At 71.3% G+C, this 22,643-nt stretch carries 16 protein-coding genes and 4 pseudogenes; 9 read left to right on the top strand and 11 right to left on the bottom strand.

Annotation, left to right across the window (positions count from 1 at the left end):
- Window positions 1-302: 302 nt before the first annotated feature.
- The 3 genes and pseudogenes from ACFY6U_RS05960 to ACFY6U_RS05950 form a co-directional block, all read right to left on the bottom strand.
- Window positions 303-773, bottom strand: a complete 471-nt coding sequence (locus tag ACFY6U_RS05960; RefSeq protein WP_390035307.1) for a LuxR C-terminal-related transcriptional regulator — start codon at window positions 771-773, stop codon at window positions 303-305.
- Complete coding sequence (locus tag ACFY6U_RS05955) at window positions 770-2,206, bottom strand: AAA family ATPase (RefSeq protein WP_390035306.1); 1,437 nt, start codon at window positions 2,204-2,206, stop codon at window positions 770-772. The genes ACFY6U_RS05960 and ACFY6U_RS05955 overlap by 4 nt, the downstream gene beginning before the upstream one ends.
- A gap of 949 nt (window positions 2,207-3,155) precedes the next feature.
- A pseudogene (locus ACFY6U_RS05950) lies at window positions 3,156-3,638 on the bottom strand (TetR family transcriptional regulator); the annotation flags it as partial.
- A gap of 177 nt (window positions 3,639-3,815) precedes the next feature.
- On the opposite strand from ACFY6U_RS05950, the gene ACFY6U_RS05945 reads away from it, so the two are divergent.
- The 3 genes from ACFY6U_RS05945 (at window position 3,816) to ACFY6U_RS05935 (ending at window position 6,327) form a co-directional block, all read left to right on the top strand.
- Window positions 3,816-5,258 carry an aldehyde dehydrogenase gene (locus ACFY6U_RS05945; RefSeq protein WP_390035305.1) on the top strand — a complete coding sequence of 481 codons (1,443 nt, stop codon included), beginning with the start codon at window positions 3,816-3,818 and terminating at the stop codon, window positions 5,256-5,258.
- 423 nt (window positions 5,259-5,681) lie between these two features.
- Window positions 5,682-6,071 carry a hypothetical protein gene (locus ACFY6U_RS05940; RefSeq protein ID WP_390035304.1) on the top strand — a complete coding sequence of 130 codons (390 nt, stop codon included), beginning with the start codon at window positions 5,682-5,684 and terminating at the stop codon, window positions 6,069-6,071.
- A gap of 121 nt (window positions 6,072-6,192) precedes the next feature.
- Entirely contained in the window at window positions 6,193-6,327 is a 135-nt protein-coding gene (locus tag ACFY6U_RS05935; protein ID WP_390035303.1) for a hypothetical protein, read from the top strand.
- Between the two features lie 138 nt (window positions 6,328-6,465).
- On the opposite strand, the gene ACFY6U_RS05930 is transcribed toward ACFY6U_RS05935, so the two are convergent.
- The 5 genes and pseudogenes from ACFY6U_RS05930 to ACFY6U_RS05910 form a co-directional block, all read right to left on the bottom strand.
- Window positions 6,466-7,056, bottom strand: coding sequence for a tetratricopeptide repeat protein (locus ACFY6U_RS05930; protein WP_390035302.1), 591 nt, complete (start codon window positions 7,054-7,056; stop codon window positions 6,466-6,468).
- A gap of 199 nt (window positions 7,057-7,255) precedes the next feature.
- Window positions 7,256-7,843 (bottom strand): annotated as a pseudogene (locus ACFY6U_RS05925) (regulator); the annotation flags it as partial.
- Between the two features lie 115 nt (window positions 7,844-7,958).
- Window positions 7,959-8,747, bottom strand: coding sequence for a transposase family protein (locus ACFY6U_RS05920; protein ID WP_390035301.1), 789 nt, complete (start codon window positions 8,745-8,747; stop codon window positions 7,959-7,961).
- Between the two features lie 268 nt (window positions 8,748-9,015).
- A complete protein-coding gene (locus tag ACFY6U_RS05915) occupies window positions 9,016-9,654 on the bottom strand; it encodes a GNAT family N-acetyltransferase (protein WP_390035300.1) in 639 nt (212 codons plus the stop codon).
- A 170-nt stretch (window positions 9,655-9,824) separates the two neighbouring features.
- A pseudogene (locus ACFY6U_RS05910) lies at window positions 9,825-10,734 on the bottom strand (transposase family protein).
- Between the two features lie 90 nt (window positions 10,735-10,824).
- Here ACFY6U_RS05910 and ACFY6U_RS05905 point away from each other — a divergent pair.
- The 5 genes from ACFY6U_RS05905 to ACFY6U_RS05885 all read left to right on the top strand — a co-directional run bounded on the left by ACFY6U_RS05905 (window position 10,825) and on the right by ACFY6U_RS05885 (window position 15,988).
- A complete protein-coding gene (locus ACFY6U_RS05905) occupies window positions 10,825-11,892 on the top strand; it encodes a hypothetical protein (RefSeq protein ID WP_390035299.1) in 1,068 nt (355 codons plus the stop codon).
- Window positions 11,893-12,789: 897 nt separating this feature from the next.
- Complete coding sequence (locus tag ACFY6U_RS05900) at window positions 12,790-13,029, top strand: hypothetical protein (RefSeq protein ID WP_390035298.1); 240 nt, start codon at window positions 12,790-12,792, stop codon at window positions 13,027-13,029.
- Window positions 13,029-13,406: a fic family toxin-antitoxin system, toxin component gene (locus tag ACFY6U_RS05895; protein WP_390035297.1), complete on the top strand. Its 378-nt coding sequence runs from the start codon at window positions 13,029-13,031 to the stop codon at window positions 13,404-13,406. Before ACFY6U_RS05900 ends, ACFY6U_RS05895 begins: the two co-directional genes overlap by 1 nt.
- A gap of 525 nt (window positions 13,407-13,931) precedes the next feature.
- Window positions 13,932-14,942: a cytochrome P450 gene (locus tag ACFY6U_RS05890; protein ID WP_390035296.1), complete on the top strand. Its 1,011-nt coding sequence runs from the start codon at window positions 13,932-13,934 to the stop codon at window positions 14,940-14,942.
- Between the two features lie 194 nt (window positions 14,943-15,136).
- Entirely contained in the window at window positions 15,137-15,988 is an 852-nt protein-coding gene (locus tag ACFY6U_RS05885) for a MarR family transcriptional regulator (protein ID WP_390035295.1), read from the top strand.
- A 465-nt stretch (window positions 15,989-16,453) separates the two neighbouring features.
- Here the strand turns inward: ACFY6U_RS05885 and ACFY6U_RS05880 are convergent, their stop codons facing one another.
- Window positions 16,454-17,062, bottom strand: a complete 609-nt coding sequence (locus ACFY6U_RS05880) for a hypothetical protein (RefSeq protein ID WP_390035294.1) — start codon at window positions 17,060-17,062, stop codon at window positions 16,454-16,456.
- A gap of 482 nt (window positions 17,063-17,544) precedes the next feature.
- Here ACFY6U_RS05880 and ACFY6U_RS05875 point away from each other — a divergent pair, with 482 nt between their 5' ends.
- Window positions 17,545-20,652: a hypothetical protein gene (locus ACFY6U_RS05875; protein ID WP_390035293.1), complete on the top strand. Its 3,108-nt coding sequence runs from the start codon at window positions 17,545-17,547 to the stop codon at window positions 20,650-20,652.
- A gap of 704 nt (window positions 20,653-21,356) precedes the next feature.
- On the opposite strand, the gene ACFY6U_RS05870 is transcribed toward ACFY6U_RS05875, so the two are convergent.
- Complete coding sequence (locus ACFY6U_RS05870; RefSeq protein WP_390035292.1) at window positions 21,357-22,190, bottom strand: caspase family protein; 834 nt, start codon at window positions 22,188-22,190, stop codon at window positions 21,357-21,359.
- Window positions 22,187-22,516, bottom strand: a pseudogene (locus ACFY6U_RS05865) (hypothetical protein). The gene ACFY6U_RS05870 and the pseudogene ACFY6U_RS05865 overlap by 4 nt, the downstream one beginning before the upstream one ends.
- Window positions 22,517-22,643: the final 127 nt, after the last annotated feature.

The following is a 22,643-nucleotide window of genomic DNA, read 5'->3' as shown; positions in this document are numbered from 1 at the left end:
GTCACCTGTCAAACAGGTGACGATAGGCGGTTCCGCTGTGCGGCCGGCTGATCCGAGGTCGCTCTCCTTTACGGGAACGCGATCGGTGATACGCACTCTTGTCGGTAGGAAACCGGACACATCAGTCATATGACGGTCGGCCGCGGACGGCCACACGAGGGCCTGCGGGATGGCCCGTGTCCCGCCGGGTGCCGCAGGTGAGCACATGTGCCGCCGGGACCGGTCCGTCGGAACGAGCCCAGGGGCGCGGCCGGGTGTGCGGGCTCCTCGGTCATTCGACTGAGGAGGGCGCCCCGGCGCCTTCAGCCACCGTGCCCGTCCTCCAGCCTGCCCAGCGCGTCGCGCAGGGCGGCGCGGGAGGTGATGCCCGGTTTGGGGAAGGCGCGGTAGAGGTGTGAGCTGACGGTGCGCGGGGACAGGTGCATCCGCTCGCCGATCTCCTTGTTGGTCAGACCGCCGGCCGCGAGATCGGCGATCCGGCGCTCCTGCCAGGTGAGCGCGGCCAGGTGGGCCGAGGAAGTGAGGCTCGCCGTACCGGCAGCCCGCAGTTCGGCCCGGGCCCGCTCGGCCCAGGTGCGCGCGCCCAGCCGCTCGAACGCCTCCGCGGCGAGGGTGAGGGTGTGCCGGGCCGCCTTGCGTCCCTGGGTGTGTCGGAGGCGGGTGCCGTGGGCGAGGCGGATGCGGGCGAGTTCGTAGGGGAAGTGGGTGGCGTGGGGGTGGTTTTCGGCTTGGTGGTAGCGGTGGTCGGCCTGGGTGGGGTCGGTGGTGGTCATGGCGAGGACGCCGTGGGTGAGGAGGGCGAGGCGGGGGGAGATGTGGGGGAGGTGTGCGTGGTGGGCGGCGAGGGCGTGGGTGCGGGCTTGTTCGGTGCGGCCGGGGACTCGTCCGTGCCCGGCACCCGGTCGGAACGGACGAGCCGCCGGGCCCGGTCGAAGAGCCCCGCGTGTCCGGCGGCGAAGGCCGCGTCGGCGATCCGGCGGGAGCGGTCCTCGCGGCTCTCGCTGAGTTCCGCCGCGCGGGTCAGCCAGGCGACGGCGGCCAGTGCCCCGCCGCGCCGGGTCGCGGACTGCGCCGCCCGCTCCAGCGTGGCCGCCACCTCCTTGTCCGGGTCCACCGTGGGGGCCGCCAGATGAGTGGCCCGCCGCTCCACGTCGTCCCGGTGCACCCCCGCCAGCGCCGCGTGCGCCGCCCGCCGCTGGTTGGGCGTGGCCGTCCGCACCACGGCGGAGCGCACCAGCGGGTGCCGGAAGACGTAGTCGCCGCTGGCCGGGTCGCCCCCCAGCAGACCGGCCGCCACCGCCTCGTCGGCGTCGCGCATCCGGTAGCGCCCCGGTGCGGCACCGGGCGGCGGTGCCGCTCCGACACCGTCGAGGGCTCCGCGCAGCAGCTCCTCGCGAACCCCGGTACCGAGTTTCCCGATACGTGTGCCGAAGACATGCTGAAGGCGCCGGGGCAGCGGCAGCGAGGCGTCGTACGGTCCTGCGATCCCGGAGACCGCCGGGTCCGCGTGCGCGGTCGTGACGTGGGCGGGCAGTTCCAGCAGCGCCGGCGGATTGCCCCGGGCCTGGTCCAGCACCAGACGACGGACGGACCCGTCCAGATCCGGGTGACGCAGGTCCAGCAGCCGTCGTGCGGCCGTGCCGCCGAGGGGCCCGACCGGCAGCTCCGGCAGGGCGGCGGTGTCGAAACCCGACGCGATGTCCGAACGCGGACCGACCACGAGCTTCACCGAACCACCGGTCAGCCGGCGCCCCACGAAACCGATCACCGCGACTCTGGCCGGGTCCGGCCACTGGCCGTCGTCGACGACCAGGAGCAGCGGACCCACCGACGAGGAGAGGGACAGCAGGTCCCGGACGGTGATGCCGAGCGACATGACGGACGGTGGCGGCCCGTCGCCGCGACCGAAGACGGTGTCGAACACAGTCCGGTGCACCAGGTCCAGCCCCTCGGCGAGGGACAGCAGGGGGTGCAGCAGCTGGTGCAGGCCGGCGAACGGCAGCCCGGACTCCGCCTCCGCCCCGGCGGCCCGGATCACCTCGTGACCCGCCCGCTCCGTCAGCCGGGCGACATGGCCGAGCAGGGCGCTCTTGCCCACCCCCGGCTCCCCTCTGAGGACGAGCGCCCGGCCCTCGCCGGCCGCCACGAGCGCGGACAACCGCCTCCGTTCGCCGTCCCGGCCGATCACCGTCCCGAGCGATTCCACGGCCCCCAACTCCCTTCACCACCGAAGAACGCCGCATCGACACGTGTTTCTCGCACCGGGTCGGTGGCACATGCCGCACCACGCCCCTGGGAACACACCTCTGGAGCAGAGTAAAAGCGGATGTGCTCATTCGTCATCAGAAGTCCCGACGGTCATCCGGCCGAAACGGCCAGTCCCGCCCGAGCGGACCCAAAGACCGACAGCACACCCGACAACGGACCGCCGGCTCTCCGGCAGACGAAGCGGTGATCACATGTGAGTTTGAAACACACACCTCGATTGGATCACATGTGACAGGGTGCACGGTGGCAAGTACGACGGCGGCGGGTTCAGCTCCTGCGCCCAGACGCTGGCCGCCCAGGGCCTGGGCGCCGGGCAGTCCTTCACCCAGGACGGCCCGACCTGCCAGTGACCGGACGCCGGGGGCACAGCCGACGCCGTCGACACCAGGGGACAGGTGGTCCTGATCTCCGGGACCGGCAGCGAACTGGGCTTCGGCAGCGGTACCAGCGGCCCCCACCAGGGCATCGGCACCATCGTCTACACCGACGGCAGCACCACCCGGCAGTACGGCCCGCGCTTCTCCGACCGGTGGGACAACGACAGCGTCGCCCACGGCGGCGACCGGCTGGGCACCTACGCCTACACCACTCCCACGACGGAAAGGTCGACCAGAAGGTCAGCCGCTTCACCACCAAGGTGGAGCCGGCGGCGGGCAAGACCTTCCAGGCCGTCATCCTGCTCAAGTCCGACGACGCCGTCGGCACCCAGCAGGGCCACGTCTGCTCGGCCAACGGCACGAAGCTCCAGATCTGGACCTGCGCCGCCGGCGCCAACCGGCGTCTGGACCCTCTCCGCCCGATCGGCGTCGCGCGGCACACTCCGGGCCCGGTGGGACGAGATCCCACGGGGCCCGGAGCTGTTCGGCCGCCCGCACCGGTGTCCAGGGCGCACCGAGACCGGTGAGGAACGCGTCCCCCACCACGTCGGCCGCCTGCGCCGGCCTCAGGTGTGACTGCGTGCGCGGAGCGAGGGTCACCAGCGCGACGAGCAGCGCCCCCGCCCAGCCCGTCGGCCCGTCCCTGCGCAGCAGCGCCTCGGCGGCGGCCCGTTCCAGGAAGGCGTCCACCTCGGCGACACACGCGTCCCGCCGCCGCCGGATGGCGTCGTCGGTGAGCATGCGGGCGGGGTCGACCGGCCGGCTGCGGTTGACGGCGACCACGTTCTCGACGTACCGGTGCAACGCGACGGCCACCGGTGCCTCCCGCGGCCGCGCGTCCGCGATGGCCCGCTCGACGGCCGTGACACGGGACTCGTGGACGGCCGCGAGGAGGTCCTCGCGGGAGGCGAAGCGCCGGTAGGCGGTGCGCCGGTCCACACCAGCCGCGGCGGCGATGCTCGCGACGCTCGCGCCCGGATCGGCGGCGAGCATGCGCGCGCCGGTCGTCAGGACGGTGGCCAGGTTGCGTGCAGCGTCGACTCTCCTGACAAAAGAGTAGCTTCAGTGAGGCCTATGAGCATTGGAGCGCTGCGCTTATGTGCATCTAACATCTGTAAGTGCTACATTGAAGTGTCACTTGAACTCCGCGGGACAGAAAGAAGAACGCACATGATCACCTACGACCGGCTTTTCATCGGAGGTTCCTGGGTCGAGCCGAGCGCCCCGGAGCTGCTCGACATCACCTCGCCGCACGACAGGTCGGTGGTCGGCCGCGTCGCCCAGGCCCGGCCCGCGGACATCGACCGCGCGGTGGCCGCGGCACGGGCCTCTTTCGAGAGCGGTGAGTGGCGTCTCACCCCGCCCGCACAGCGGATCGCGGCCCTGCGCAGGTTCAACGCGCTCCGTGAGGAGAACGCCGAGAAGATCGGGCATCTGATCTCCCTGGAGAACGGCTCGGCCGGCTGGTTCACCCGCGCCGGGCAGCCCGGCCTGACCCGGCAGGCCAACGCCTATCTCAAGGCGGCGGAGGAGTTCGGCTGGGAGGAGACCCTGGCGCCCTCCGACCCGGCGTCCCCGGTGCGCAGCGTGGTGCGCCGGGAGGCGGTCGGCGTCGTGGCCGCGGTGATCCCGTGGAACTCGCCGTTCTCCTCCGCCACCTCGAAGATCATCCCCGCCCTGGTCGCGGGCAACTCCGTGGTCCTCAAGGTGTCCCCGGAGAACTCGCTGAGCATGGGCTTCCTGGCCGAGCTGCTGGAGCGGGTCGGCCTGCCCGAGGGTGTGATCAGCGTGCTGCCCGCCGACCGGGAGACCAGCGAGCACCTGATCTCGCACCCACAGGTCGACAAGATCGCCTTCACCGGGTCGACGCGGGCCGGCCGCCGTATCGCCGCCATCGCGGGCGAGCAGCTGAAGCGGGTCAGTCTGGAGCTGGGCGGCAAGTCCGCCGCGATCATCCTGCCGGACGCCGACATCGAGAAGGCGGTCACGGGCCTGAAGTTCGGCTCCCTGCTCAACAACGGCGAGTCCTGCATCGCGCAGACCCGCATCCTGGCCCCGCGCGAGCAGTACGAGGAGGTCGTGACGGCGCTGAAGGAACTGGTCGAGTCGCTGAAGGTGGGCGACCCGAACGACGTCGACACCTTCATCGGCCCGATGATCCGCCCCGACCAGCAGCAGCGCGTACGCGACTACATCCAGCTCGGCATCGACGAGGGCGCCCGCCTCGTCACCGGCGGCCCGCAGGTCCCCGAGGGGCTGGAGAAGGGCAACTACGTCACGCCCACCGTCTTCGCCGATGTCGACAACTCCATGCGGATCGCCCAGGAGGAGATCTTCGGCCCGGTCCTGGTCGTCATCGCGTACGACGACGAGGACGACGCCGTCCGCATCGCCAACGACTCCGAGTACGGCCTCTCCGGCGGCGTCTGGTCCGCCGACGAGGAACACGCCCTGGCCGTCGCCCGCCGCGTCCGCACCGGCACCATCACCGTCAACGGCGCCTCCGTCGCCTTCGACGGTCCCTTCGGCGGCTTCAAGGCCAGCGGCGTGGGCCGCGAGTACGGAGCGGTCGGCCTCGGCACCTACACCGAGTACAAGACCATCACCGTCTGAACGGGCCGGACGGCGCGGCCGGCCGGGCGCACGGAGGAGAAGCCGTTCGTGCGGCCCGGGTGGGAGCCGGACGCCGACGGCGCCCGGCAGGGCAGCCCGCGCACTTCCCGGCCCTGCGCGTCGCCGGCGGACGGCCGTACCGCCCTGCCGGGGATCCGGCCGTCCGGGCCGGACCGACGCCTGGACGAGTCACCGCCGCTCGTGTTCGCCCGGTTCGCGCCGCCGGGCCGGCCGCCGCGATGCCGCCAGGGGCCCGGAACGAGGGCGGCACAGGAACCACAGGGACCGGGTTCTGGAACATGGGTTCGGGAACCGGCGCCCCATGGGACGCCACGGCAGACGCCGGCCGTATCCCGTGACGCGCAAGCACGGCCGGGCACCGGCACGACCGACACCGATGTCCGGCGCCGGGACTCCGCGACCGTGCGGCTCCGCCGGGACTCCGCGACCGCCGGCGCGGGACCCGCCTTCGCCGCAGCCCTGGGAGACAGCAGCCCGACGACCGGCCTCGACCGCCCGTCCCGTCCGGCCCCGGCACTGCTGATCGGGCCGGAGCGCGACCTGGAGTTCGTACGGACCCACCTCACCGGCTCCGCGATCCAGGGCACGGCCCTGCTGCTGACCGGCGAGGCGGGCATCGGCAAGACCGCCCTCCTCGACGTGGTCGCGGCGCAGGCCAGGCCCGAGGACACCCGCGTGCTGCGGGTGAACGGCGTGCAGTTCGAGACGGACGGGCCGCCCTGCCCGACGCCCCGGACGCTCTCCGGCTGGAGGACGCCGGCCCGCGGCGTCCCTGAGCGCCCAGTCAGATGACGTATGCGTTCGCCCGCCCCCAACCGCACACTGGCGGGGGGAAACGCCCTGGGACCGTCGTGCCGCCGGCACCGTCGCCTGCCGCACCCGATGCCGAAGAGCAGCGCGAAAGAGAACTCGGATGTACGACACCTCAGACAGCCACCCGGACATCCACTGGCCGTCCGGTTTCTCCCCCGCCGACGCCCACAGCTTCCACCGGGCGCAGGCCGTCGTGCCCGGCCCGCCCGAGCGGCAGGTCCGTGCGTGTTCCTGAACGATCGAGACCCACGCAGGGTTCACACTTCTCTCACAGGACGTGTGTCGCGGACGTGTGCGGCCAGCGCACGGCCGTGGGCTACTGCACGGCCGGAGCCGACTCGCCGTCGGGCTCCGTCCCGCCGCGCGGCCCCGTTCACCCGCCGTCGTGTGCGGCGGACCCGTCCTCCGGCTCCGCAAGGTCGTCCAGTCGAGCGCGGATGTGGACGGCGTGTGCGACCTGAAGGCTGTCGAAGAGGTCCGCCGCCCGGTGCCGGCAACCGCGGGCCCGTTCCGTGTCGCGGGCGCGCAGGTGCGCGGAGGCCGGCTGATCCCACACCCCGGCCTGGCCGTAGGTGTCGAGGACCTCTTCGTACAGGCGCAGCGCGCTCTCGTAGTCGCGGACGGCCGCGCCGAGATCGCCCAGGTTCTGCCGTGCGAGACCGATGTTGGCCAGGGCGAGGCCCTCGGTGCGGCGGTCACCGGCCGCACGCAGCATGGGAAGCGCCTCCTCCCCGGTGGCTATGGCCCCCAGGTGGTCGCCCGCCGCGTCGAGAATGGCCCCGAGTCCGACCAGCGCGATCGGGATCTTGTCCTGCAATCCGTGTGTCTGGTAGAGCGCGAGGGCGTCGCGCTGGTGCTGGAGGGCCTCGTCGGTACGTTTCTGCTCTAAACGGAGCCAGGTGAGGTTCTGTTCCGCGCGGGCCCGACGGGCCGGTGGCAGGCGGTGCAGGTGCCGGAGCATCATGTCGGCCGGTCGGTCGGCCTCCTGGTGGTGGCCGTCTCGACGAGGGCCCGTGCGACGTTCGCGCTGCTCTGCACGATGGCGACCGGGTCGTCGAGGACGAGGGCGGTGTCGAGGGCGATGCGTCCGGGGTGAGCGCCCGGTAGGACCAGGAGAAGACGGCGCGCACGTCGGTCCGCGGGTCGCCGGCCGACAGGACGTCCAGCCGGGCCTCCTCCAGCTCACGCACGGCGACCCGCAAGGACATCCCGGGCACCGCGCTCAGCTGGGCCCCGACCACGGCGACGGCCAGCGGCAGACAACCGCGCAGACGGACCAGAGCGGCGGCGGCCTCGGGCTCGGCCCGGCACCGCTCCTGCCCGATGCGGACCGCCGGCGCGGACACGGCCTCCTCCTCGTTCCACACGTCCAGGCCGACGAGGAAGGACCCGTCGGCCGCCGCGAGGCCCGCGAGCCGGTTGCGGGAGGTGACGATGGTCAGACACCCGGGCGAGGCGGGCAGCAGGAGTCTGACGTGTTCCTCGTCGCGCGCGTTGTCGAGGACGACGGCGAGCCGCCGGGACGCGACCCGCTCCCGGAACGACGCCGAGCGCTCCGCGGTGCTGCGCGGCAGGTCGGCAATGGGCACACCCAGCGCGGTGAGGAACCCGCCGAGCGCCTCCCCCGGATCCAGGGGCCGTTCGGACGCCTCGAACCCGCGCAGGTTCACATACAGCTGTCCGTCCGGGAACCGGTCGGCGACCTCGTGTGCCCAGTGCACCGCGAGGGTCGTCTTGCCGACGCCCGCCATGCCCCCGACGGCGGAGACCACGACGTGTCCGCCCCGCTCGGCGACCTGCGAGGTAACGACGATGTTCGCAGTTGAGGTTGGGACGTGTTGGCCTGGCGGGTTGTGGGGTGGGTGATCAGCGGCGGGCCGCCCGATCGGAGGCCAGGGACGCGACGGCATCGATGGTCTGGGCCAGGTGCTCCCGCTTGCCGTGGTAGCGCTTGAGGACTCTCCAGGTTTTGATCTCGGCGATGGCGTGCTCGACGCAGATACGTTCGGACGACTGATGCCGGCGCGCACACTGATAGACGGTGATCTCGTCCGCAGAGGCGGCTTGGCTAGGCTCGGGCGGCGGGACCATGATCCGCTTCGGGTCGAGCTTGGCCAGGCCCTGGTAGCCGGAGTCCAGAGACAGTTCGACTTGGGGGAACTGGCCGAGCAGGTCCTCAATGCCTTCGGTCTTGAGCGCGGTCTGGTCGTGCATCCTGCCTGACCGGTGGACGTCGACCCACAGCAAACGGCCCTCGCCGTCGGAAGCGACGGTGCACTTGTGGGTGTTCTGCCGCCGCTTGCCTGAGACGAACCGGCGCCCTAGGGCCCGGTGGGCCGCGGGTCGGCGGACCTGGATTTCGGTGCCGTCCAACCGCAGGCGCACGCCCTCGGCCTGCGCATAGGCGAAGACGTCGGCCAGGGTGCGCAGGCGGAACCCGGTAGGGGTAGCGAAGCCGCGGGCGGCCAGCAGCGGCCTGATCTCTCCGATGGCCTTGGTCACGGTGCACCGGTCGACGTCGAACAACTCGGCCAGGGCCGCGTGGGTGAGGTCCAGCCGCAGGTGCGCGAGGGTGACCAGGACCCGGTCTACGAAGACCAGCCCGTGCCGGCGGCCCGTGCCGGCGGCCCGCGCCTGCGGCCCGAAGGCGTTCACCGTGGCGTCGCTCGTGCAGTCGGCTCTCGCGTTGAACTGACCAAGGCCCGGCCAACTCCTCGATCAAGTTGCCGAGATGTGCACGCGACAGGCCCGTGAAGGCAGAATGAGACAGGGCCGTACGGGCCCATTGCGACGACACATCCAATGAACCCTACGGCCCTGTTCACGTTACGGCCTGACGCCTCGCTGATCGCACGCAACCGACGACGAGCTGGACATCGCCACCGTGACAGTCCTGAAGATCAGGTCTAGTCGGGTAGCGCCCTCAGTCCTCGGGGTCGCGCAGCCCGACGCAGTCAAAGGCCCAAAAGACCTCTGAGTAGACGAAGGTGCCCGTCATCCACGCCTCGTGAGCCGACAACCGGGCGACCTGAAACGCGGCTTCAGGGATACGCAGCGACGGCGAACGGAAGCCCACCGCGCTGGCACCTTCGAAGCCGCGCGTGCCGTAGTAGCGCGGCGAACCCTCCAGGAATACCAACGGCACACCCTGGCTGTCGGCCGCCTCGAGGGCGTGGGCGATGAGCTGCGTACCGATGCCCTGACGCTGGAACTCCGGGACCACGCCCAGCGGTGACAGCGACAGGACGTCCACGATCCGACGCGGAGCATCCAACCGCGTCGCGCTCAGCAGGACATGCCCGACGACCCGGTCATCAACAACAGCGACAAAGGACATCGGCGCCAATGCAGCCTCCGCAACGCGAAGTGCCTCCACGAGCCCGGGAACCCGATCGCTGTCACCGAAGGCGCGCGTATGAACCTCGCGCACATCTCGGTGATCGTCAGCGGTCTCTTGCCGGATCACCAGCCCGGCACCACCGGGAGCGATACGGGAGCCTTCCGGCGCATCGTGTGAAGTCGCCTCACGCAGCAGGCGACCGAACGTCTCCTCGCCAGCCATTCCGTCCCCGGTGTGCCCGTCAGACCTCCCGGGGACGCAGCTGTGTTCCCCGGACCGCGGAGAAACCTAACAGTTCTGGAATGACGTCGCGGTAACGGTCGCGGATGCCGAACTGACGAGTTGGTGCGTGATAGCGGGTGAGGCGTGTTTGGCCTGGTCGTGGTCTGCTTTCAGGCGGTGACGGTGCGGTCGGAGACGAGGCTGGCGATGGCGCGGTAGGTGTCGGGCAGGCGGTCGCGGCGGTGGGTCCAGCGCGTCAGTTGCTTCCAGCGTTCGTGGTCGGCGAGGGCGTGTTCGACGGTGATGTGGTCGGAGGAGTGTTCGTGGCGGTCACGTTCCCACTGTTCGACCCTGTCGGGCAGTGCTCCAGGCCGGGGTTTTCCGGGGGCGTGATGGCTTGCCCGCGGTGGTCACGGCTCAGGCCGAGGCAGCCGTCGTCCAGGAGGACCTCGACGTCGGGGAAGCGCTGGAAGCAGACGGCGATGCCCTCGGTGCGGGCGGCCGTGGCGTCGTGCATACGACCAGGCCGCAGGGTGTCGGTCCATGACGTGCGACCCCGCCAGTCAGCGATGACGGTGGCCTTCATGGTGTTCTGTTTCTTCCCGGAAACGAATGCGCGCCGTCCACCGCGGCCGGCCGGTGGCCGGCGGACCTGGATCTCGGTGGCATCCAACCGCAGCTCGATGCCCTCGGCCTGGGCATAGGCGAACACCTCAGCCAGCGTTCGTCATCGCAGGCCGGGGCGGTCGGGGACCGCGCACCCCCGCTCGGCCAGGAGCGTTTGTACCTCTCCGATCGCACGGGTGATAGTGGATCTGTCGACGCCGAACAGCAGGCCCAGCACCGAGTGCGGCAGGTCGTGCCGCAGATGGATCAGCGTGGCCACCAGCCGGTCGACGAAGACCAGCCGGTGACGGGCGCCGGCTCCCGCGGCCCGCTTCCGGACCCCACCGCGTACAGCATGGCGACGACCCTCAACCCCGGCCTGCCACGCACCGCCAACTCCTCCACCCGGAGCGCGAGATGACGCCGAGAGATCCACGTGAACAGCCGATGCGCCAGCACTGCCCGATTGACCATGATCGCCACCTCACGAGTCGTGCGAAATCCGGTGGCACCTCTGCTGCGAGCGAGGCACAATCCGCACAACGGGGGCCAGGAGGAGCTTGTTTGGACGTGTTCGCGTGTGCCGGGTGCGGGGCGGAGCTGACGGCGCCGGTGTCCCAGGTCGCCCTCCCCGTCCATACCCACCACGGCGCGTGGGAGGAACTGCACCCTCCGCTGATGGAGCCCGCGACGTACGCCGTCGACCCCGACCCCACCGGGCCGCCCTGGCGGCCGTGGAAGGAGGTCGGCGCGGAAGCGGCTGCCCGGCAGGGTGTGTTCGCGCCGGTGCACTCCGTCTCGTTCGGGGCGCGGAACAGGATCGTCATCGCCCCGGGAGACTCCCGTTCCATGGCCCTGATCCCCGACAAGTGCGAAGGCTACTGCCGGGGTCTGGACGGCCGGGCCGGGCCCAACCTGGCGTGCGCGGGGTGCGGGCGGGCCGTGGCGACCCGCATGGACGACTGCGGGATGTGGCAGACGGTGTGGCTCGAGCCCGACGCGGTCGTACGCCGCCCCCTGGGAACCCCGGCCGGTCCGGCTCCCGGCTGGGACGATCTGGAACGCACCGAGTTCCGCGTACCACCCGTCGAACCCGACGGATCATGGAGCCGTCGCTGGGAGGCGGCGGTCGGGGTCGCACTGGCCCACCTCGTGGCGGTCACCGAGGACCGCCCGGTGAACCTCCCCGCCGGTCCCCTCACCGAGCTGCTCGGCCACGCCGTCGGCCGGTACCTCCCCGCCGGGCCCGGGGCGCGGTCCGTGGGGCTGGCCGGGCCGGGGGTCGGCCTGCCCCACCCCCGGCCCGACGTCCTCCTCGTTCCCCGCCACCCCCGCACCGGGGCGCCGTGGCACCGGCCGGGGTACGAGGAGGCCGTGGTGCCGCTGGACAGCGGGGTCTGGGCGTACCTCGCCCACCCGAGCGAGACCTCACCGATGCCCGCGACCGGCGTCCTCCCGGAGGGGGTCCTGCGCGACGACTACCCGCTGCCGCCGCGCCCCCGGGTCCCGCTGACGCCCCACCACCGTGCCTTCGAGGACACCTTGGTCAGACTGCCCGTCGTACGTGCCCCCCGGCTCCGCAGGTTCCGCGACGCGTGCCGGCAGGCCGTCGAGCCCGCGTCAGCGGGCTGACCGGCTGCCGCGGTCCGCGGCCGCCTCGGGACGGTGCCGTGGGTGTGGGGAAGGCCGACTCCGGTACTCCGCGTCGCCCGGTGGCCTCCGCCCGTTGGCGCGGGGTGATGTCCAGCATGCGCAGGAGAGCCGCCGTCTGCCGTCCGTCACCGGTCCATCTGTCTCTTTCCTCGGCTCTTTCGTACTGTGCTGTGTCCATTCCGATCGAGCGGGCCAGCCTGGCCGCACTGAACTGTCGTGCCAGACGGTGCTCCGTCAGCGTACGCGGGGCCTCGATCCCCATCAGGTCCTTGGTCCGGCACCAGAGCACGTCCGCGAGGACGAACAACTCGTGCTCCGTCGGGCGTTGCTCACCGGACTCCCACGCCTGGACCAGTGAGAGGGCTACGGGCACCCCGCATGCGTTCATCTGCCCGGTCACCTGCCGAGGCGACAGTCCCAGGCTCTGCCTGGCCGACACTGCGATGCGAGGAGAGAACGGCGGTCGATTCACTGGAGGGCCTTTCTTGTTGCGAGACGGACGGACGGACGGGCCCGGGACCGGCGCCTCGCACGATCGTGATCTTGGAAAGAGTTTCCCCGCCGGGCACCTCGGGCCGCGACACGTGCACCGCACTCCTGCGCGCTCGTTCCGCACACTTGCCCTGTCGGCCGGTTTGAACACCCGCCTGGACGGCCTCACGGGGCATGGGCGTCGTGTTCGGCGGGGCACCGGCACGGGATCGCATGTGTCTCGGACACCCCTGCTCGGCGGAAGGCTGCACACGGTGCCTCCCGGCACGCGACCGGGGACGCCCCTGGCACTGCGTGCCCATGATCGCGGCGTCGGCTCGGAGTCCGCGGCAGGTGCTCGCCGGGGCGTCCACATATCCGGTAACAGCTGTTACCATCAGGGTTATGGTGAAGACACAGCTGGGCGCACGCGTCGAGAGCAGGATCAAGGAACTGGCGGAAGCCCGGGCCAGGGACCGTGGTCTGAGCCTCGGCGACTACATCGCCGTCCTCGTGCAGGAAGACACCGAAGGACTGCGGCAGCGGGGCGTGGACGCCGCAGGGCGGTTCCTGGCCGAACACCAGGACGTGTTCGACGAAGCCGAAGAAGCCGACCGCCGTACCCCCGGGGCGCACGCCGCGTGATGGACCTGTACATCGACGTCCCGTGGATCCTTAAGGTCGCGGAAATCGCGGGAGCGGGGGATCCCGCTCCCGACGACTACGGAGTGCCGGTGGCCGCAGTCGCCGCACACCGGGCCGAGCTGCTGGACCAGCCCGTCTACGACGGCCCCTACGCCCGGGCCGCTGCCCTCGTGCACATCCTCGGCCGCTGCCGGTGGCTGGAACGCTCCAACATGGCTGTGGCCGCGGCCACGGGCGTCATGTATCTGGAGGCCTCGGGGATTTCGGTCAAGCCCGCCCGGGAGGATGCCGTCGCCCTCCGTGAACTGCTGAGGGATCCCGCCTGCACCACTGCGAGGATCGCCGCACAGCTGCGGGGCTGGCCGAAGACCACCTGAACCCCGGGCCGGGCACACCGGACCAAGGGCTCGCGCGGCAAACCGGCCGCCCATGGCCGACACCACAGCACGGCCCCGGACATCTGCGGCCCAACGCGGCAGACCTCTGCGAGGCGACCCGTGTACCGGGTCGCGCCCCCTCCTGAGGCCCGCGCGGCCGTAGCGCTCCACCCCTCGTACCTGGATGCTCAGGCCGAGGTCCGAGCCCGTGCCCGAAGCCCAGGTCGACTGACGAACTCGTTCTGTGCGATGGGCCGTTGAGGCGATCACTCACACGTGGCAGCCTCCTGTGGTGCTACCGTGCAACGTGCCCACTTCAGCAACACATGTGTCACTACTGTCCGCTCTGAGGCCCGAGAACCAGGATCGTCTCTACGACTTCTACCGGGACCTCAGAAGCGCCGACGACCTCTACTGGGACCGCCACCTGGATGCCTGGGGCGCCACCAGCCATGCCGTGGTCAGCAGCACGGCGAGTGATCCACGTTTCCCATCGGTTCGGATCTCGAGGAGGTCTCCGAGGAATTGCTGCCGCTGGCCCGGGTCCTGAGCCGGCAGATGCTCTACCGCGACGCTCCGGACCACGCCCGGCTGCGCTCCCTGCTCAGCAGGGCCTTCACCCCCCGGACGGTGATGACGCTTCGCGACCGCATCTCCGACGCGGTGGACCAGATCATCACTCGCGCAGCGCCGGCCGGCCGGATGGACATCGTCGCGGATCTCGCCCGTCCGCTGCCCCTGGCTGTCATCTGCGACCTCCTGGGCGTGCCGGAGGAGGACCGGTCCGCCCTGTCCGCGTGGTCCGATCCGGTCGCCGAGGCCATCGGCGATTCCAGGCTCGGCGCCGATGACAGCCGCGCCGCCTCCCAGAGCATGGGACGGATGCTCGCCTATCTCCGGGAACTGCTCACCCGTGAGGAAGGGCCGCCCGCGCCCCACACCCTGCGCGCGCTGCTGGCCACCGGGACCGAGAACCCCGACCAGGATTTCGACGAACTCCTCGCCAACTGCGCCCTGCTCCTGATCGCCGGCCATGAGACCACCACCCACTTCATCGGTAACGCCGCCCTCGCTCTGCTGAGCCATCCGCAGGCCGCCGAGGAACTTCGCAACCGGCCGGAGCTGATCCCGGCTGCCGTCGAGGAACTCCTGCGCTACGACAGCCCGGTGCAGTTGATGCTGCGTCGGGCCCGGCACGATCTGGACCTGGCGGGGCGCTCCGTCACCGCAGGGCGGGCGGTGCTCCTCGTGTGGGGCGCCGCCAACCGGGACCCGGCCGTCTTCCCGGAGCCCGACGCACTGGATTTCCAGCGACCCGGTGGGCGGCACGTCGCCTTCGGGTACGGGCCGCACTTCTGTCCCGGCGCAGCGCTGGCCCGGCTGGAGGGCGCCGTCGTGCTCGAGGCGCTGCTGACCCGGCTCCCCGACTGGAAGCCCGACGGCCCAACGCCGCGTCGGCAGCGCAGTCTCAACTTCCGCGGACTGATCGGTCTGGAGGTCACCTTCACCACTGCGACTCCCGGCGACCACGACTGACACCTCTGTGACCGGGTCCGTGTACTCCACAGACGTGCGAGCCCCGCGACAGAGCCCGGAAGTCGGGCCAGAACTCGCTCGGGCACGCACGGCCACACAGGCGTCGGCCCGTCTGCACCGCCTCCCGCCGGTCGCCGATGAGTTCCGGTGTGCGAGACGGTCCAAGTCGGCACACCTGACAAAGGGAGAACCCGATGGGCAAGACGCACTCGCATCCGATGACTCGCATCGCCCGTCGCATGTTCGAGCTCCTGGAGCCGATCTGCCTGGTCACGTTCTGCGCCGACGAGTGCAACGAGGAACTGGCCGCGCTCGGCCACCGGACCTACTGGGACGGCTACTTCGCCAGCCGCGCCGCGCCGCTGGGGCGGGTGCCGGCGCAGGTCGTGCACGCGGCGTTCTACAACTTCGCCGACGGGGAAGCCGCACGGCACATCCCGAGCGCCTGGGAGACCATCGCGCCCGAGGCCTCCGTCGCCGCGCGGGAAAGGGGCAGTGCGGCCTCCCTGCGGCGGATCCTCGGCGCCGGACTGGCCGGCTCCCCGGGCCTGGTGCGCGCCGCCGACCTGACCACCAAGGCCGCGACGAGCGCCCCCATGGAAGGCCGGATGATGTACGCGGGGATGCGCAGCCTTGCGGTGCCGAGCGACCCGGTCGCCCGGCTGTGGCATTCCGCCACCATGCTGCGCGAGCACCGCGGCGACGGGCACATCGCCGCCCTCGTCGGCGCGCGGATCGGCGGCACCGAGGCCCACGTGCTTGCCGCGCTGCAGCAGGGCATCCACCCGCCGGAGTCGTTCGGACGCATCCATCACCTGCCGAAAGAACGCCTGGCCGCGGTCATGGACGGCCTGCGCGAACGCGGACTCGTCGACACCGACGGCCACTTCACCGACGCCGGCCGCGAGACCAGACAACGCATCGAAACCCTCACCGACGAACTCGCCACCCCGCCCTACGACGCGCTGTCCCCTGCCGAGATCGACGATCTGATCACCGAGCTCGAACCCGTCACCGCGACCCTGGTGGCCACAGGCTCGAAGTGACCCGCAGAACTGGCTACAGATCTTCCTGGTCAGAGAAGGACCAGGACACCGACGTCCCCGCGGAGGACGCATGTGTCATCGCCTGGGACCGGGTCGTACGACGGATGGCGCGGCTCGAGCCACACCCGCCCGTCCTGCTGACCCACCTCTGCCGTGGCTTCGCGCTCCAGGGGCGCAGCGCCGATGTCGCCATGCGCACATCGCCGCATCGACCATGAAGTCGCCGACCACAACGGGAGCCGATCGCCGAGGCGACGGCCACGGGTTCGCCAGGGCACGAGGTCGCGATGCAGCCGCCCGAACTCGCGCGTACCGCCTGCTCGCGCCGGCCGCAGCGGCGCCGGGCACCCGAACACCGCGGTGAAGCACCGGGGCCGCCTGCAGGCGCGGGAAGCGGGCTACTGCAGCTGACCTTGCGTGCAGTGAACGGGCAGAAGGCGCGCCAGATCGGCGCCGGGACGGTGGTCAGGATGCCGCAAGGGCAGTACGTGCGGCGTCGAGGAAGCCGGTATGCGCGCTCTGGTAGTGGCCTGGCGAGGCGTTCGCGTCGAGGGAACGTTCCACGGCCTCGGCAGCGGCGCTGACCGGATCGGGGCCTTCGAGCTGGACACGTGTGAGCGTTTCGGTGACGGCGCTCAGGGCCGCACGGTAGCGGTCGCGGCAGCCGGCCGCCTCGGCGCTGCCCAGAGCCCGCTGCCATTCGAGGCGACGCTGATGGCCGGCGTCGGTGGCGGCGAGGAAGGCGGCGTAGGCGGCCCGGCGCACCTCACGCTGCGCGGCGAGAGACTGCGCGGTCAGCGTCTGCCGGGCCACGTCGAGTTGAGCATCGGCCTGCAACCGACCGGCCTCCCACGCGGCATCCGCCTGCCGGCGCCCCGCCTCCCAGGCCGCCTCCGCCTGACGCTGGCCGGCCGCCCAGGCGGCATCCGCCTGCCGGGCCGCCGCGTCGACCGTGCTCTGCGCCTGTCTCCGAGCGGCCGCCAGCGTGAACCACCCTGTGACCGCACCGCCCGCGAGCGCACCGGCCACCGCCGAACCTGCAGCGATCCACGCCGTCATCACCGCATCCGACACAGCCCCCCCTGCCGTCCAACCCTGCTCCACCAGTGCAGTGTGCCAGCCACCGAGGACGCCCGCAGCCCAAGCAGTAGCGCCGTCCGCAACGCCCGCGTCGGCGCCGCGGGTGCGCCCCCCGTCCTGTGGCAGGCACGCACGTCGTCGGCCAACCACCGGCAGACAGAGCCCTGTTGCCAGCTGCCGCTCTACTTCGTCGGGCAGCGGCATGATGGGTCGATGGCGCGCGCCGGGATGCTGGGCGGGCGGGGCCGTTGCGTGGGCGGGCGCCCTCGCAACGGGGCACGGCGGCACGCGCTGGACCGTCACCCACCTCGCGCACCGGCAACGGGCGCCGTGACCGGGGATGAAGGGGACTCCTCATGCCCGCTGCCGTGTCGGCACGGTACGTCAGCCGATAGTGGCGGTTGCCGATTCACCGGTAGGAGTATGGGCACCGGTGGAGGCTGGACGGCTCGGGGGGACGGGTGCCTGAAGAACACATGACGCGTGCTGCGGCCGGACGTGAGCTGCGCAGCAGGCTGAACGATCGTCTGGCTCTGAGCCGGTTGACCAAGTCACAGCTTGCCAGCCGGTCAGGGCTGGGGCGCGCCACCGTCTCGGAGGCCTTACGGCCCGATGGTCGGCTGCCGTCGGCCAAGACGGTGGCAGCGCTGGCACAGGCCTTGGGGATTTCGGCACACGCGCTTCTGGAGCTGCGGCGCACTGCAGCCGGCGAGGCAGGCGCAGCCGTGGACCATGGGCCGGTGCTGGGCAAGCGCGTCGAGGACTGGGAACCGCATTCCCTGGAGGTGCACCCGGCCGGGAGCACCGCGAACGGGCACGAGGCGGACGCGCTCGAAGATCGGATACTGCCCGGCTACGTACACCGTGAGCACGACCGCGTGCTGTCCGCAGCGGTGCAGGAGGCCGTGGAGGGCCACAGCCGCATGGTGGTGCTGGTCGGGAGCTCCTCCACGGGTAAGACCAGGGCGTGCTGGGAGGCGGTTCAGCCGCTCGCAGGCACAGGATGGCGGCTCTGGCATCCCTTCGATCCGACCCGGGCGCAGGCCGCACTTGAGGACTTGAGTCGGGTTCAGCCGAGGACCGTGGTGTGGCTGAACGAAGCTCAGCACTACCTCGACAGTCAGAGTTCGGGCGAGCGTATCGCTGCTGCCCTGCACCACCTGCTCACCCATCCGGCACGAGGGCCGGTGCTCATCCTCGGGACGCTGTGGCCCGAGTACGCCAGGCAGTACACCGCTCTGCCGGCCTCGCACAACTCGGACTCCCACAGCAGAGTGCGTGAATTGCTCGCGGGCCGTACCGTGTCCGTGCCCGAAGTCTTCGATGCCGCGGCTCTGGATCGCGCTGCAGTCCTGGCGGACAGCGGTGACCGGCTGTTGGCCGACGCACTCAACCGGGCCCGGGCGGATGGTCGCGTGACACAGGACCTCGCCGGCGCACCGCAGCTTCTGCACCGGTACGAGCAGGGCACACCGGCTGCCCGTGCTCTGCTCGAAGCGGCGATGGATGCCCGCCGGCTGGGTCTCGGGCTGCACCTTCCCCAGCCGTTTCTCACCGAGGCAGCCGCCGACTACCTCACCGCCGTCGACTACGACCAACTCACCGATGACTGGGCGGAAGCCGCCTTCGCCGAGCTTGCCCGCCTCGTCCACGGAAAACAGGCACCCTTGCGTCGGGTCAGTCCCCGCCCCGAACGCCGCCGGCCGCAAGCACCCTCGGCACCGTCGCCCACTCCTGCTGGGCCTGTCTTCCGTCTTGCCGACTATCTGGAGCAGCACGGCCGGACCGTCCGCCGGCTGCTGTGCCCGCCCGCAAGTTTCTGGCACGCCGGCTACACGCACCTCACCCGGGTCGACGACCTCAAGGCCCTGGCAACGGCGGCACAAGGGCGGCACCGACTGCAATGGGCGCACCACCTCACCTGCCGCGCGGCTGATGCCGGTGACGCTGACGCCCTGGTCTACCTTTCCCGCTTCCGGGAGCGATCCGGGCAACACGCAAAGGCCGAGGCCCTGGCTGGGCAGGCGGCGAGGGCCGGCGACACCCGGGCGCTGGCGCAGCTGGCCCGGGCCCGGGAGAAGGCGGGCGATGAAGAGCATGCCGAGGCGCTCGCCCGGCAGGCGGCCGGTGCCGGGGACGGTCGGGCTCTGCTCCGGCTCGCCCATGTCCGGGAACAGTCCGGGAACCGCGATGGTGCCGAGCGCCTCTACCGGGAGTCGGCTGCGGCGGGCAGCACCGACGCGATGATGCAGCTGATGCGGATCCGTCGAGAAGCCGGAGACGCTCGGGGGGCCGAAGAGGCTGGCCGGCAAGCCGTCAGGGCAGGCAGCGAGCAGGCGTTGGTCCAACTGGTCCGGTACTGGCAGGAGGACGGTCACGAGGAGAAGGCTGAGGCCCTGGCCCGACGTGCGGCCGAGGCCGGCCAACTGCGTGCACTGAAGGACTTGGCACTGAGGCGGGAGAAGTCGGGCGACCGGCAGGGAGCCGAAGCCCTGGCCCGGTACGCGCTCGAACTCGGCAGTACGGCCGCGCTGCTCGAGCTGGTGTGGGTCCGAGAGAAGGCCGGAGACCACGAGGCTGCGGAAGAGTTCGCCCGGCACGTGGCTGCGGCCGACAGTACACGTGCCTTGGTGTATCTCGTTCTGGAGCGGGAGAAGTCGGGCGACAAGAGGAGTGCTGAGGCCCTGGCCCGGCATCCGTTCGACCTGTCAGTCCGCCGCTCGTCAGGCGATCTGCCCGAGGGAGTGAGACAGACCAGGGACATGCGGGGTGTCGGTGCACCCGACCGGAGTTCTTCCCCGTCTGACGAGACGTACGCCCTGCTGGAGCTGGCCCGGTTCCGGGAGCGGGCCGGGGACGGTGACGGCGCCGAGGCCGTCTTCCAACAGGCTGCCGATGCGGGCGACATCGAAGCCCTTGCGTCGCTGGCCCGGCTGCGGGACAAGGCAGGGGACCATGCAAGGGCGGAAGCCCTGGCCCAGCGGGCGGCGGCCGCAGGCAATGCTCGTGCCCTGCTCCCTCTGGCACGATCCCGAGAACGTCAAGGCAAGTTGGCGGCGGCTGCGGCCCTGCTTCGACAGGCCGTCGACGCCGGTGACCGCACGGCGCTCGCGGACCTTGCCCGTGTGCTCGACAAGGCAGGCGACCGTACAGGCGCCGAGACTCTCGTGCTGGACGCGGCCCACAGGGGCGACGTCCGCCCGCTGTGGGAACTGGTCCGCATCTGGGAGAAAGCAGGGGACAACGCCGCGGCCGAGGCCCTCTCCGTCCGCGCAGGCGACGCAGGCAGCATCCACGCACTGCTCCATCTGGCCGTGGCCAGGGAACGGGCCGGGGACCACGCGGGAGCTCAGAACCTCCTGCGGCGCGCGGCCGACGCGGGCAGCGCCCAGGCCATGTTCGAACTCGCCCAGCAAAGAGTACGAGCCGGAGAGCATGCAGAGGCAGAAACCCTCGCCCGCCAGGCAGCCGATACGGGCAGTCTGGGAAGCGCGTCGAATTCCAATGCCTTCAGGACCTACGTGCGACGGCAATGGCCCTACGGACTGGACCCTGACGGTACGCCCACGCCGCCCTGGACATAGCCCTGCCTCCGGCGTCAACCGGGTCGCCGCACCGGCGAGACCCTGCCCAAGCACGATCGCCGTAAAGTGCGGATCGTGCCGTGGACCTGGTCGTCCGGCATCCTGCGACCGGGGCACGGCCGACGCCGCACGAGCTGTGACCAGCGCCCCGCCCCTCTCCCGCACCGGGCGGGTGCATGGCCGAAGGGGTGTCACGCGGCGCCGGGCCCTCGAGGGCAGACGTACTCAAGGGAGGTGGTCCCGCCTGCATGCACCGCCCGTCGACGGCAGGGCGTTTGAGCAACGGCACCTGGAAACCGGCGACCGTGGAAGGTCCCTGATCGCATAGCCTCTCCTGGCATGCGCACGACAAAAGGGGAGGATCATGCGAGGCAGAACGGTGCCGGGCGCTCGGTCGGGTGGCCCCGGCCGGCCGGTCGCCGTCTCGGGCACGCACCCGGAACTGCTGTCGCATCTCGCGGTCTGGTGCCGTCGGCAAGGCCGCACGGTCACAGCCGCACCCGCCGAGGAAGCACCTGTACGTGCCCATGTGCATCGGGGCGCCGCGGTGGGGGACCGCTGGGACGGTGCCGAAAGGTGGACATTTCTTCGAAGCAAGAGCAGGAGGAGGAGCAGACCGAGGAACACGGCTATAGCGGCAGCGACGATCAAGGTCACGCGCCACCCACCTAGGAGCTCTATCACCGCAAAGGGGACAGCCATCATCAGGACGGCCTGGACGATGTCACGGCGGCTCCTGGCCGGCGGGTCGGGCGGCGGCTTGCGGAAACGGATCTCCCCCTCGCTGGCGTCCCTGCGTGCGGCTGGACGGGGCCACGGACGAGGGCGAGGTCTCCGGCGGCGTTGACGGAGCGCCGCTGAGGCCGCGGCAGCCCCATTCCCTGCAGCACGGTGTCGATGTGCTGGTGGATGTCGTCCAGGGCGAGCGGCTGCGGCTGCTCCAGCGCATCCAGCAGGGCGGCGGTGAACGCGGTGTGCCGCTGCCCGGGCCGCGCGTGGGACGGGGCGGTGGCCGTGGTGGAGGTGAGGGTGTAGGTGCCGCTCAGGTCGGGTTGCGCCGTCAGCAGGCTGCCTGATTCGGTCATGGCGGCCACTGCGCGGCCGGAGAAGCAGCAGTCGGGCACCAGGACCCGCAGGCGTGCCCGGGCCCGGCCGAGGTGGCGTTTGACCAGGTCGGCTGGGACACCGGTGAAGCCCACGTGACCGGGATCCGTGGAGGACAGGGCGAGGTGGAGCAGCCCGTCCTCGTCCAGCAGGCCGTGTCCGGTGTAGTAGACGAGCAGCAGGTCCTCGGCCTCGCGTGCCGCTTGGGCGAGTGCCATGCCGACGCTGCGGTGATCGGCCGGATCGGCGAGCACCCGGCAGTGTTCCGGCGGCAGAATGCCGTGCGTCCGATGCGTGAGCGCGGAGTGAAGGTCGGTGAGGTTGGGCTTCACGGCGGGAATCGCGGGCAGATCGATGTCGTCGAAATCGCCGCACCCGATGAGGACCGCCCGGGAAGCGGCACCGTCGGGGAAGCGCGGGGCGCTCTGCCTCACTCCTGCTCGCCGTCCAACAACTGCCCGACCGCCCCGATCACCGCTTGCGGATCGCTGGTCCGGCGGACCTCCACGGTGACCTCCCGCCCGTCGTCGCGGCCCACGCGTACGGTGACGTCTGCGCGGCGTTGCACCAGCCAGGTCGACAGGGATCAGGCCGGCACGGCTCCCGCTCCGCCGGAGCCCAGTGCCACCGCCAGCACGTCCGGCGCGGCCCCCATCTGCCCCGGCTGCGGCGACCGGCCCAGCAGCTCCACCCGGCCGCGCAGCGCCTCTTCCGCGGCCAGCCAATCCCGCAGCGACACCAGATGCGTCTCTGCTTCCACGCTCGGCTCGGCCGACACCTGCACCCTTACAGTGCAGCCTGCAGACGGCGTTTGGCCGTCCTCGCATTTCTCCACGAGGCCATCGTGCCAACAGCGGCGGCTGAACACCCCAGATGCCTCACATCCG

Source organism: Streptomyces sp. NPDC013157, assembly GCF_042899865.1.
GTDB lineage: Bacteria > Actinomycetota > Actinomycetes > Streptomycetales > Streptomycetaceae > Streptomyces.
Note: the sequence above shows the minus strand (reverse complement) of the source record. Positions and strands in the feature narration are given on the sequence as shown.